Here is an 11,998-nt window from a genome sequence, read left to right as displayed (position 1 = left end):
GGCCGCCCGGCCCTTGAGCTCGGCGGGCGGGGCGGGTAGGCGGTGGGAGCCGCCGGCGCGGCGCTTGCCGCCGGACCGGGTGGGACGCTCGTCGTCGTCCGCGTAGTCGTCGAAGGCGCCGTGATCGACGCGGGCGCCGTCGCCGGAGAACTGGAGCTTCGCACCGGACGCGGTCTTGAAGGTGTAGACCGGTCGGTAGTTGTCGGAGGGGGTCGGGTCCGCGGTCGGATCCCAGTTGGTCCGCGACTGCGGCGCCCAATCGGTGGGATTCGGTGCGGCCCAGCCGTTCACCGTGGTCTGGGCGTTGTAGTCCCAGTTCGGCTCGGCCTGCCAATCGTCGGATTCGGCCTGCTGCCACTGCGGGGACTGGTCCCACTGCTGCTGGGGCTCACCCCACTGTGCGCCGCCGTTCCAGTCGGCGTCGGACTGCCACTGGGCCTGGGGATCCCACTGCGCCTGCTGGTTCCACGGCTGCGCGGGCGGCTCCCACGGCTGGGCGGGCTGGTCCCACTGGGCACCGCCGTTCCAGGCCTGGGTCGCGTCCCAGTCGCCATGGGCGACCGCGCTGTGGGTGCTGACGGGGGCATCGAATGTCGTTGCGCCGCCGGAATTATCCGCGTCCTCGCGATAGCGGTGGCCGCGGCGGGGCCGGTGCTGCGAAGGGAACGAGCTGTCGCTCAAAGCCTGCCGTCCTCCTGTCCGTGACCGGGTTGTGACATCGACCGCAACGACGGTAACGAAACGATTGCGGCTCAGCAAGCGATGGACCTGGTTCGACACACTGCTGTGACATTCATCACTGATTCGTCCGGAATGCGCTCACTGTGCCTTGGGTAACCGAGTGAGGTTTGTCAACTACGCCACGTAGTAGCCAGTGTCACTCTCCGGGATTCGCGGGCTCAACCTGGCGCCGGGCCAACAAGCTACCCGTCAGTAGCATTGACGAGGGGTTTTCCACTCCCGGAGACAATCCCGTGACCTGCGCCACTTAGGCTGTATGCGGCTGATTTCCGCTCCATGTGACTGATTAGAGTCCGAGCCGACCCGCCTCCGACGACGGGCCGCCAACCAAGACGTTGTCACAACAACGCAGACGAGACGGTGAGTACATGGATCTCTTCGAATATCAGGCGAAGGAACTCTTCGTGAAGCACGGAGTGCCTTCGTCGGAGGGCCGCGTCACGGACTCGGCCGAGGACGCCCGTGCGATCGCGGAAGAAATCGGCAAGCCGGTGATGATCAAGTCGCAGGTCAAAGTCGGTGGCCGCGGCAAGGCCGGTGGCGTGAAGTACGCCGCCACCCCGGACGACGCGTTCACCCACGCGACCAACATCCTGGGCCTGGACATCAAGGGCCACATCACCAAGAAGGTCCTGGTCGCCGAGGCCAAGGACATCGCGGCGGAGTACTACATCTCCTTCCTGCTGGACCGCTCCAACCGCACCTACCTGGCCATGTGCTCGGTCGAGGGCGGCATGGAGATCGAAGAGGTCGCCGCCACCAAGCCGGATCGTCTGGCCAAGGTGCCGGTCGACGCGGTCAAGGGCGTGGACCTGGCCTTCGCGCGCAGCATTGCCGAGCAGGGCCACCTGCCGGCCGACATCCTGGATGCCGCGGCGGTCACCATCCAGAAGCTGTGGGAAGTCTTCATCAAGGAAGACGCCACCCTGGTCGAGGTCAACCCGCTGGTGCGCACCCCCAACGACGAGATCCTGGCCCTCGACGGCAAGGTCACCCTGGACGAGAACGCCGAGTTCCGCCACGCCGACCACGCCGAGTTCGCGGACGTCGACGCCACCGACCCGCTCGAGCTCAAGGCCAAGGAGAACGACCTCAACTACGTCAAGCTCGACGGTGAGGTCGGCATCATCGGCAACGGCGCCGGTCTGGTCATGTCGACCCTCGACGTCGTCGCGTACGCCGGTGAGAACCACGGCGGCGTGAAGCCCGCCAACTTCCTCGACATCGGTGGCGGCGCCTCGGCGGCCGTCATGGCCGCCGGCCTCGACGTGATCCTGGGCGACGCCCAGGTCAAGTCCGTGTTCGTGAACGTCTTCGGCGGCATCACCGCCTGTGACGCGGTCGCGAACGGCATCGTCGGCGCCCTCAACACCCTGGGCGCCGAGGCCAACAAGCCGCTGGTCGTGCGCCTGGACGGCAACAAGGTCGAGGAGGGTCGCAAGATCCTCGCCGACTTCAACCACCCGCTGGTGACTCTCGCTCAGACCATGGACGAAGGCGCCGACAAGGCCGCCGAACTGGCCGCCGCCAAGTAAGGACACGAACCCACATGTCTATCTTCCTGAACAAGGACAACAAGGTCATCGTCCAGGGCATCACCGGTGGTGAGGGCACCAAGCACACCGCCCTGATGCTGAAGGCGGGCACCAACGTGGTCGGCGGTGTCAACGCCCGCAAGGCCGGCACCACCGTGTCGCACGTGGACAAGGACGGCAACACCGTCGAGCTCCCCGTGTTCGCTTCCGTGGCCGAGGCCATGGAGAAGACCGGCGCCGACACCTCCATCGCGTTCGTTCCCCCGGCCTTCTCGAAGGACGCCATCATCGAGGCCATCGACGCGGAGATCCCGCTGCTCGTGGTCATCACCGAGGGCATCCCGGTGCAGGACACCGCCTACGCGTGGGCCTACAACGTGGAGAAGGGCCAGAAGACCCGCATCATCGGCCCGAACTGCCCCGGCATCATCACCCCGGGTGAGTCGCTGGTCGGCATCACCCCGGCCAACATCGCGGGCAAGGGCCCGATCGGCCTGGTCTCCAAGTCGGGCACCCTGACCTACCAGATGATGTACGAGCTGCGGGACTTCGGTTTCTCCACCGCCATCGGCATCGGCGGCGACCCGGTCATCGGCACCACCCACATCGACGCCATCGAGGCGTTCGAGAAGGACCCGGAGACCAAGCTCATCGTCATGATCGGCGAGATCGGCGGCGACGCCGAGGAGCGGGCCGCGGCCTACATCCAGGCCAACGTCACCAAGCCGGTCGTCGGCTACGTCGCGGGCTTCACCGCCCCGGAGGGCAAGACCATGGGCCACGCCGGCGCCATCGTCTCCGGCTCCGCCGGTACCGCCCAGGCCAAGAAGGACGCCCTCGAGGCCGCGGGCGTGAAGGTCGGCAAGACCCCGTCCGAGACCGCCGCCCTGGCGCGCGAGATCCTGGAGAAGGCTTCCATCAGCGCTTGATGGTTCTCGTGCCCCGCTGTCTGGCGACAGCGGGGCACAACCCGAGAAGTGCGGGGTGGTGTCCGCTGCCGGAGGTGGCGGTGCCCGGCTGGTGCCGGCGCGGGGCCGTGGGTCCACATCCTCCCGACGGTTGACTACGAAGGCCGCCTGTCGAATTCGACAGGCGGCCTTCGTGATTCACGGGGGTGTGAGGAACGCGTCGGCCGCGGGGCGTTTGGGGGTGGGCGGGCGCGGGTACAGCGGTCGGGTACCGCGCCGAATCGGCTATTGCGGTAGCGGCACGGGTGGTGGTAGATGCTGCCACCGGCCGCTGCGTGCAGTAGCGTCGGTGGAGGTTCGTGAACGACTCGATAGGAGACGACGACATGGCTTACCCGACCGGGGGCTCGGGATACAACGCGCCCCAGCCGACGCCTTCCTCCGGTTCCGGATTCGGCGCGGGCGCTCCCGCGGCCGGTTCGGGAACCTCGCCTGTTGCGGGCAAGGGGCTGCCCTTCTTCCTGACCGTCGGCGTCGCCGCGCTCGGCGTCCTCAACTTCCTGCTGGGCTTCGCGCCCTACGTCGGCACCAAGGCCGTCGAGATCGGCAACACCCGGGTCGGCGGTGACACCACCTTCAGCCTGTTCGAGAGCGCGGGTTCCGCGGCCCTGGTGACGATCCTGCTGATCGCGGGCCTGGTGGCCGGGCTGTCCCTGCTGCCCAAGCAGACCGGCAACACCGGCCTGGTGGCGGCGGCCTCGCTGGGCGCGTTCCTGGCCGTCCTGTTCGGCTCCTTCAGCCTCGGCGACGGCATGACGCTGAAGTGGGGCGGCTGGGTGATCCTGTTCCTGTCGTTCGTGCAGGCCGTGATCGCGGTGCTGGCGCTGCTGTTCGAGGCAGGCATCGTGAAGGCGCCGGAGCCGAAACCGGCCACGCCGCAGGGCGGTTTCGGCCAGCAGCAGCCGCAGCAGCCGTTCAGCCAGACCGGCCCGCAGTCCTACCAGCAGCCGTCGTTCGGCCAGCAGGGCGGCTACGGTCAGCAGCCGCAGCAGTCCTTCGGCCAGCCCGCCGCCCAGCCCGGCTACGGTCAGCAGCCGTCGTACGGCCAGCAGGCCGGGTACGGTCAGCAGCCCGCGGGCTACGGCACCGGTTCGCAGCCGACCTACGGTCAGCAGCAGCCCGGTTACGGTCAGCAGCCGCAGCCGTCGTTCGGCCAGCAGCCGTCCTACCCGGGCGCGCCGCAGCAGCAGCCCGCGGGCAGCGCCGACGCGACCCAGCACTTCGGCGGCCAGCCGCAGCGCCCGGCGCAGCCGTTCGGTGGTGAGCAGGCGGCCGATCCGGCCGCGGACGCCACCCGCGCCTTCCGTCCGGGCCAGGACGACAAGTAGTTTCCGCGTCACAGGTGCGGCCTCCGGTATCCCACCGGGGGCCGTTCTCTTTGCCCGCGCGCCGCTCTCCCGGCGCGCCTGACCCTACGGTTTCCGAGATGCTGCCACGCTGGTTGTCCATGAGTGCCCCGAGAACTGCCCTGGCTCGCCTGAGCGACCCCGACCTGCGGGCGCCGCGACGGCCGCCGGTGCGGCAGCGGGGTGGGGGCGGCGGCGGGGGATTCGGTTCGCTCACCCCGGAATTCGCGCGGGTCCTGATGCTGGTGGCGGCGCGCGCGTCGGCCATCACCCTGCTGATCATCTTCATCCTGGTGTACGCCACGCTGTTCGCGGCCGGCGGCGGCATGGGCGGCTCGTCCGGGGCGATCGCCGCGAGCTGGCTTGCGGTGCATCAGGTTCCGCTGGTCATCGGCAAGACCGGGATCGGCCTGTGGCCGCTGCTGCCGACCTTCCTGATGTTGTGGCTGGTGGCCCGCGACAGCGCCCAGGCCGCCGACTCCGACTGCGAGATCCGGGATCTGGGCTGGGTGCTGGGCGCGGCGGTGGGCGGTCCGTTGCTGATCACCGCGGTCTGCCTGGCGGTCGCCGAGGACGCGGCGGCCCTGGTGCCGTTGCAGCCGCCGGACACTCTCGCCGCGTTCGCCTGGGTCGCCTGGCTGAACCTGCTGGCCGCGATGGCCGGCATCGGTGCGCGGCGCTGGCGCGAGTTCGCCGATCTGCTGCCGATTCCGCTGCCGGACTGGGTGGTTCCCGGCGCCCGGGCGGGTGCGCTGGCCGCGGGCCGGCTGCTGGCGGCCGCGGCCGTGCTGACCGTGGTGTCGTTCCTGGCGCACTGGTCCCGGATCGGCGACACCTATCACGCGGCGGCCGGAAGCGTCTCCGGCGCACTGGGTTTGACCCTGCTGTCGCTGGCCTACCTGCCGAATATCGCGGTCGACGGGGTGAGCCTGCTGGTCGGCGGGCAGGTCCGGATCGGCCCGGGATCGTTGAGTCTGTTCGCGATCGACGGCGCGCCGGTGCCCGCGGTGCCGGTGGTGGCGGCGGTGCCGTCGGGTCCGGTGGCGCTGTGGTGGCTGGTGCTGTTGCTGGCGCCCGCGGCGATCGGCGTGCTGGCGGGGCTGGAATGCGGTCGCACCTCCCGGGATCGGGCGACCGCGCCCTGGGCGACGCTGACCGCCGCCGGGGTCGCGGCCGTGGTCATGGCGCTGCTGGGCGCGCTGGCCGGTGGCGAGCTCGGGACCTTCGGCCGGATCGGGCCGACCGCGCTGGGCGCGGTGCTGGTGTTCGTGTGGATCGCGGTCGCCGGGTACGTGGGCCTGCTCGGCGCGCGCTGGTTCGGCGGCCCGGCCGCGGCGACCGCCGTGGCCTACGACGAGTACGCGGACGACGAGTACGACGACTACGCGGACGACGGTGACGAGTACGCGGACGACGAGTACGAGGACGACTACGCCGAAGGCGACTATGCCGACGACGACTACGACGACGAGTACGACGACTACGACGACGAACCCGGCGAGGACGACCCCGCCGCCGACTCCGGCCACCACGCCGAGAGCGGCTGGTACGACGACGAGGACCTCGACGACGCCCTGGACGCCGAACTGGTCGACGACCAGGACGACGACGCCCCCGCCGCCGGTGTGAAATCCGCCGACAACCCCGACATCGTCGACGCGGAAGTGGTAGAGGGTGACCTGCCGGACAAGTAGCCGGTGCGCGGTCGTTAGGCTGTTGGTCGGCGGATAGCTTTCCCGCTGTCCTTTCCCCGCCCCGATCGACAGGGAGTAGTGCGCTGACGTCCACGCCCGCCCCGATGTTGCCGCCGACCGCACCAGCGTCCGTCGTGGTGCTCGCCTCCGGCACCGGGTCCCTGCTGCGTTCCCTGCTGGAAGCGACCCGGCAGCCGGGCTATCCGGCGCAGGTGGTCGCCGTCGGCGTGGACCGCGACTGCGCCGCGGTCGAGCACGCCGAGGCGTTCGACATCTCCTCGTTCAAGGTCGCGCTGGGCGAGTTCGCCGACCGCGCCGAATGGGATCGGGCGCTGACCGAGATCGTGGCCGCCTTCGCGCCCGATCTGGTGGTGTCGGCGGGCTTCATGAAGATCCTGGGCCCGGCTTTCATGGACCGTTTCGGCGGTCGCATCATCAATACCCATCCCGCGCTACTGCCCGCGTTCCCCGGCGCGCACGGGGTGCGGGACGCGCTCGCCTATGGCGTGCGGGTGACCGGTTCGACCGTGCACCTGGTCGATTCGGGCATCGACACCGGGCCGATCCTGGCGCAGGAGGCGGTCACCGTGCTGCCCGATGACGACGAGGCGACCCTGCACGAGCGCATCAAGGTCGTGGAGCGCCGGCTGCTGGCGGAGACCGTCGCCGCCGTCGCTACCCGAGGCATTGTCTCCGATGGACGAAAGGCAGTTATCCCAGATGAGCGAGTTCTCCGGTGAGTGAACGCAAGCCGATCAAGCGGGCCCTCGTAAGCGTCTACGACAAGACCGGTCTGATCGAACTGGCTACCGGTCTGCACCAGGCGGGCGTGGAGCTGGTCTCCACCGGTTCGACCGCCGGCAAGATCGCCGACGCCGGCATCCCGGTCACCAAAGTCGAAGACCTGACCGGTTTCCCGGAGACCCTGGACGGCCGGGTCAAGACGCTGCACCCGCGCGTGCACGCCGGCATCCTGGCCGACACCCGCAAGGAGGAGCACGTCGACCAGCTCGTCGAGCTCGGTGTCGAGGCCTTCCAGCTCGTCGTGGTGAACCTGTACCCGTTCACCCAGACCGTGGCCTCGGGCGCGAGCGTCGACGAGTGCGTCGAGCAGATCGACATCGGCGGCCCGTCCATGGTGCGCGCCGCCGCCAAGAACCACCCGTCGGTCGCGGTGGTCGTGAACACCGGCGACTACGCCGAGGTGATCGCCGCCGTGGCGCAGGGTGGTTTCACCCTCGCCGAGCGGACCGCCCTGGCCGCCAAGGCTTTCCAGCACACCGCCACCTACGATGTGGCCGTCGCCGGCTGGATGACCAGTGTCGCGGTCCCGGCCGTCGCGCCGGAATCCGATGCCGCGCAGCAGTTCCCGGAGTGGATCGGCGGCACCTGGCAGCGTGAGGACGTGCTGCGCTACGGCGAGAACCCGCATCAGGCCGCCGCGCTGTACACCAACCAGGGCGGCCCGCGGGGGCTGGCGCAGGCGCAGCAGTTGCACGGCAAGGAGATGTCGTACAACAACTACACCGACGCCGACGCCGCCTGGCGCGCCGCCTACGACTTCGACGCCCCGGCCGTGGCGGTCATCAAGCACGCCAACCCGTGCGGCATCGCCGTCGGCGCCGATATCGCCGAGGCGCACCGCAAGGCGCACGCCACCGACCCGGTCTCCGCGTACGGCGGTGTGATCGCGGCCAACCGTGAGGTGTCGGTCGAGATGGCCGAGCAGGTCGCCGAGATCTTCACCGAGGTCATCGTGGCCCCGTCCTACGCCGATGGCGCGGTCGAGGTGCTGGCGCGCAAGAAGAACGTGCGCGTGCTGGTGGCCGAGCCGGCCCAGCGCAAGGGCGCGGAGCTGCGTCCGGTCAGCGGCGGCGTGCTGCTGCAGGACCGCGACATCCTCGACGCCGCGGGCGACAGCGCCGCCAACTGGACCCTGGCCGCGGGTGAGGCGGCCGACGAGGCCACCCTGCGCGACCTCGAATTCGCTTGGCGCGCTTGCCGTGCCGTGAAGTCCAACGCCATCCTGCTGGCCGACGACGGCGCGGCCGTCGGGGTCGGCATGGGCCAGGTCAACCGGGTCGACTCCTGCAAGCTGGCGGTGGAGCGGGCCGGGGAGCGGGCCAAGGGTTCGGTGGCGGCCTCGGACGCGTTCTTCCCGTTCTCGGACGGGCCGCAGATCCTGGTCGCGGCGGGCGTGCGCGCCATCGTGCACCCGGGCGGTTCGATCCGCGACAAGGACACCATCGAGCTGTGCCGTGAGGCCGGAGTCACCTTGTACCTCACCGGATCCCGGCACTTCGCGCACTGAGCGTGCGGTGACGGAGGTTCGCGGCGGTACCGCGTAATCGGGACAGGGCCCGGATCGCATGGCGGTCCGGGCCCTGTCGCATGCGCGGGATTATGTGGCGCTCAGGACTTTCCGATCGCCCAGCGGCGCCTTCAACGGCACTTCCAGGTTGCCGAACACGGCGATCATGGTGCACATCTTGCCCACCGCGTCGGCTCTGGTGCCGGACCGCAGCTCGACGGTGACGGTGGACGAGGTCTCGGTCACGGTGGCGTCCACGCCGTAGCACTCGGGGGAGCCGGTCTGGAAGTTCACGGCGATCTTGTCGGGGGCGACGCGGGTCCAGCTGTCGAACGGAATGCCGTGCGGGCTCACGATGCTCGGGTCGGCCGTGAATGCACGTCCGGTTTGTCCGTTCTGAGATTCGGTGGGGGCGGCCGCGGTGCTGGTCGCGCCCGTGCTGGTCGTCGAACCGCCACTGTCGGCGGAGTGTCCGCAGGCGGTGATGGTGAGCCCGATCAAAGTGGCTGCGGCGCCAGCGATCAGGTGGCGTCCCCGTATCCCGTACATGGCTGACACCCTAATGTCCCCCGTATGCACGACCGGTCCGAAGCTCCCGTTACGACCCACTGGCGAACTTCTGGCGAAGACACGCCGAAATCTTCGCAGATCCGGCGCGTAACGATGCGGTGACGGGGGAACACTCGGTAGTGTCATCACCAGATGTGCGAATGCAGTTCCGCGACATCGTCTTATCTCATGTTCCCCCCTCCCGAAAGGACGCACCGTGGGCGACTCGTTGAAGGTCGGCGAAGAACTCGGTCGTGGTCAGTCGCTGCAAGGCGGCGCGTACACCCTGACTCTGCAAGATGATGGCAACCTGGTGCTGTCCGACCCGAGCGGCAAGGTCGAATGGGCTTCCGGCACCAACGGACAGGGCGTCGTCCGGGCGACCCTGCAGGATGACGGCAACTTCGTCCTCTACAAGGAGGACGGCGCCGCATGGTCCACCGAGACCAATGGCAAGAGCGCGGAGCGCCTGGTCGTGCAGGCCGACCGCAATGTGGTGCTGTACGGCTCCGACGGCGGTTCGCTGTGGTCGTCGGGCACCAACACCGACAACCCGCTGCCGGCTCCGGAGCCGGTCCAGACCCAGGCCGCCGCGGTCGAGGACGTGCCCCCGCCGCCGCCGGCCGCCCAGACCTACACCGTCGAGCCGGGTGACACCCTGTGGGCCATCGCCGAGCGCTTCTACGGCGACGGCAACCGATACCAGGAGATCGCCAACGCCTCCGGCGTCGACAACCCGGACCTCATCCAGCCCGGCCAGGTGCTGACCATCCCGTAATCGCGGCTTCCGCTACGTGAACGAGAAATGAGGCCCCCGAGTGCTTGTGCACTCGGGGGCCTCAGGTTTGGGGAGCGCGGGGTGGGCCGCCCGACGCTGACGTGCTCGCCGATGGCTTCGAGCAGCCAGGGGCCACGCCGGCGCCGCCGCACCCCAAGGGGTTTCAGGGGATACCCCTGCGAGCCCGAGAGTTGTTTCAGCCCTCGGACTTTCGTTCCGCGAGCTACCGGCTCGTGAAGGGCAGCAAGGCCATTTCGCGGGCGTTCTTCACGGCCACGGCGACCTGGCGCTGCTGCTGCGGGGTCAGCCCGGTGACGCGGCGGCTGCGAATCTTGCCGCGGTCGGAGATGAACGTGCGGAGCAGGTTCACGTCCTTGTAGTCGACGGTTTCGACGCCGGCCGCGATGAGGGGGTTCTTCTTCGGGCGGCGGGCCTGCTCGGCCCGCATCTTCTTCGACGGTGCTCGCTTCACTGCCATGTCAGCGGTTCCTCACTCACGCGGTGTCGTTGTCAACGAATGGTGGATGCTTACCAGCTCGATTTGTGCACACCGGGCAGCTCTCCTCGATGGGCCATCGCGCGAACGCGCACGCGCGAGAGGCCGAACTTGCGGAGATGGCCGCGTGGGCGTCCGTCCGCGGCGTCCCGATTGCGCAATCGTACCGGACTGGCATCGCGCGGCATTCGCTGTAAGGCGGACTGTGCGGCCGCCCGTTCGGCGTCGCTGCTGGTCGGTTTGCGGATGATCTCCTTGAGTTCCGCGCGCCGTCCGGCCCAGCGTTCCACGATTACTTTGCGTTCTTCGTTCTTGGCGATCTTGGACTTCTTCGCCATGTCACCGGTCCTCGCGGAAGTCGACGTGCTTGCGGGCGACCGGGTCGTACTTCTTCAGGACCATCCGGTCGGGATCGTTGCGCCGGTTCTTGCGCGTGACGTAGGTGTAGCCGGTCCCGGCGGTGGACTTCAGCTTGATGACGGGCCGGATGTCGGTCGATTTCGAGGCCATGGTCTTCCTTTCAGATCTTCTCGCCGGCGGCGCGCAGGCGAGCGACGACCGCTTCGATGCCGTCGCGGTCGATGACCTTGATGCCCTTGGCCGAGACCCGCAGTGTGATGCGCCGGTCCTCGCTGGGCAGGTAGTAGGTCTTGCGCTGGATATTGGGGTCCCAGCGTCGGTTGGTCCGGGTATGCGAGTGCGATACGGACTTGCCGAAGCCCGGCTTGCGGCCGGTGACCTGGCAGATGGCCGACATGGGCGCTCCCTTCGGGGTGGACGATAGTGACAATCGTTTTCGACAACGAACTTATTCCACGGTACATTGGCTCCCCGGTAATTGAAAATCATTGTCGAAAGGGGGACCGGTGGCGTCCCAACGCAAGCCTGTGCTCGTCCTCGCGGGACTCCCCGGACGCGCGGCCGACGGGGTGGAACAGGCCGCCCGCCTGCTCGGGGCCGGGCCCGGAACCGTCGTGGTCCGCCACGACCTGAGCGAACTGCGCGAGGGCGTGGTGCGCCGCGTCGTCGGCATGGACGGCCGGGAGAGCGTCACGGTGCTGGAACTCGCGCACGGGTGCGTCTCCTGCACACTGCGCGCCGACCTGCTGCCGTACCTCTGCCTGCTCGCCGAGCGCGAGTCGGTGCGGCGCGTCGTGCTCGCGCTGGATCCGGCCTTCGAGGCGGAGGCCGTCTGTCAGGCGATCGATGGCGTGGTGGTGACCGGGGTGGCCGGGCGGGTCGACGGCCCGGCCGGGCGCTCGGTGCGGATCGATGCCGTCCTCACCTGTGTCGACGCTCGCGACTGGCTGGCCGACGCCACCGGTGACGAGACCCTGGCCGAACGCGGCCACGCCACCGTCGAGGACGAGCGCACCATGGCCCAGCTGGCCGTCGGCCAGGTCGAATTCGCCGATGCCCTGGTGGTTTTCGACGCCGACACCGAACCGGCCGACCGCGAGCGGACCAACGCCGTGCTGGCGCGCCTGGCCCCGCGCGCACCGCTCACCTGGGTGGCCGAGCCCGGGGTGCTGGATGCCGCGGACCTGACCTGGCTGCTGCGCCGGGTGCCCGCGGACGCG

General features: G+C 69.2%; 13 protein-coding genes and 1 pseudogene. 8 read left to right on the top strand and 6 right to left on the bottom strand.

Annotated features, from left to right (window positions below; all coding sequences use genetic code 11):
* Positions 1-681, bottom strand: a pseudogene (locus ACWELJ_RS30465) (hypothetical protein); the annotation flags it as partial.
* Positions 682-1,109: 428 nt separating this feature from the next.
* Between ACWELJ_RS30465 and sucC the strand changes: the two are divergent.
* The 6 genes from sucC to purH all read left to right on the top strand — a co-directional run bounded on the left by sucC (position 1,110) and on the right by purH (position 8,595).
* Complete coding sequence (sucC, locus tag ACWELJ_RS30460; protein WP_452369553.1) at positions 1,110-2,276, top strand: ADP-forming succinate--CoA ligase subunit beta; 1,167 nt, start codon at positions 1,110-1,112, stop codon at positions 2,274-2,276.
* Positions 2,277-2,290: 14 nt separating this feature from the next.
* Positions 2,291-3,205: a succinate--CoA ligase subunit alpha gene (gene sucD, locus ACWELJ_RS30455; protein ID WP_357280709.1), complete on the top strand. Its 915-nt coding sequence runs from the start codon at positions 2,291-2,293 to the stop codon at positions 3,203-3,205.
* Between the two features lie 365 nt (positions 3,206-3,570).
* The gene (locus ACWELJ_RS30450) at positions 3,571-4,572 is read left to right on the top strand and encodes a DUF5336 domain-containing protein (RefSeq protein WP_452369552.1); all 1,002 of its coding nucleotides are present in this window, start codon (positions 3,571-3,573) and stop codon (positions 4,570-4,572) included.
* 119 nt (positions 4,573-4,691) lie between these two features.
* Positions 4,692-6,284 carry a cell division protein PerM gene (locus ACWELJ_RS30445; RefSeq protein ID WP_452369551.1) on the top strand — a complete coding sequence of 531 codons (1,593 nt, stop codon included), beginning with the start codon at positions 4,692-4,694 and terminating at the stop codon, positions 6,282-6,284.
* 104 nt (positions 6,285-6,388) lie between these two features.
* Positions 6,389-7,024: a phosphoribosylglycinamide formyltransferase gene (purN, locus tag ACWELJ_RS30440; RefSeq protein WP_452369550.1), complete on the top strand. Its 636-nt coding sequence runs from the start codon at positions 6,389-6,391 to the stop codon at positions 7,022-7,024.
* Positions 7,021-8,595, top strand: a complete 1,575-nt coding sequence (gene purH / locus ACWELJ_RS30435; RefSeq protein ID WP_452369549.1) for a bifunctional phosphoribosylaminoimidazolecarboxamide formyltransferase/IMP cyclohydrolase — start codon at positions 7,021-7,023, stop codon at positions 8,593-8,595. The genes purN and purH overlap by 4 nt, the downstream gene beginning before the upstream one ends.
* Positions 8,596-8,685: 90 nt before the next feature.
* Here the strand turns inward: purH and ACWELJ_RS30430 are convergent, their stop codons facing one another.
* Entirely contained in the window at positions 8,686-9,144 is a 459-nt protein-coding gene (locus ACWELJ_RS30430) for a hypothetical protein (protein ID WP_452369548.1), read from the bottom strand.
* A gap of 217 nt (positions 9,145-9,361) precedes the next feature.
* Here ACWELJ_RS30430 and ACWELJ_RS30425 point away from each other — a divergent pair, with 217 nt between their 5' ends.
* Complete coding sequence (locus tag ACWELJ_RS30425; RefSeq protein WP_452369547.1) at positions 9,362-9,922, top strand: LysM peptidoglycan-binding domain-containing protein; 561 nt, start codon at positions 9,362-9,364, stop codon at positions 9,920-9,922.
* Between the two features lie 223 nt (positions 9,923-10,145).
* Here ACWELJ_RS30425 and rpsR read toward each other — a convergent pair whose 3' ends face one another.
* Genes rpsR through rpmB form a run of 4 tightly spaced genes read right to left on the bottom strand, consistent with a single transcriptional unit; the run spans position 10,146 to position 11,175 of the window.
* Entirely contained in the window at positions 10,146-10,400 is a 255-nt protein-coding gene (rpsR, locus tag ACWELJ_RS30420; RefSeq protein WP_357092315.1) for a 30S ribosomal protein S18, read from the bottom strand.
* Positions 10,401-10,450: 50 nt separating this feature from the next.
* Positions 10,451-10,756: a 30S ribosomal protein S14 gene (gene rpsN / locus ACWELJ_RS30415; RefSeq protein WP_452369546.1), complete on the bottom strand. Its 306-nt coding sequence runs from the start codon at positions 10,754-10,756 to the stop codon at positions 10,451-10,453.
* Between the two features lies 1 nt (position 10,757).
* Positions 10,758-10,928 carry a 50S ribosomal protein L33 gene (gene rpmG / locus ACWELJ_RS30410; RefSeq protein WP_040812798.1) on the bottom strand — a complete coding sequence of 57 codons (171 nt, stop codon included), beginning with the start codon at positions 10,926-10,928 and terminating at the stop codon, positions 10,758-10,760.
* A 10-nt stretch (positions 10,929-10,938) separates the two neighbouring features.
* Complete coding sequence (gene rpmB, locus ACWELJ_RS30405) at positions 10,939-11,175, bottom strand: 50S ribosomal protein L28 (protein WP_357280687.1); 237 nt, start codon at positions 11,173-11,175, stop codon at positions 10,939-10,941.
* Positions 11,176-11,284: 109 nt separating this feature from the next.
* Between rpmB and ACWELJ_RS30400 the strand changes: the two genes are divergently transcribed.
* Positions 11,285-11,998, top strand: a 714-nt coding sequence (locus tag ACWELJ_RS30400; protein WP_452369545.1) for a GTP-binding protein, incomplete at its 3' end; no start/stop codon positions are given.

The sequence above is a fragment of the Nocardia sp. NPDC004582 genome, from assembly GCF_053602115.1.
The sequence above is the reverse complement of the archived record's forward strand: the minus strand, read 5'-3'. Positions and strand labels throughout refer to the sequence as shown.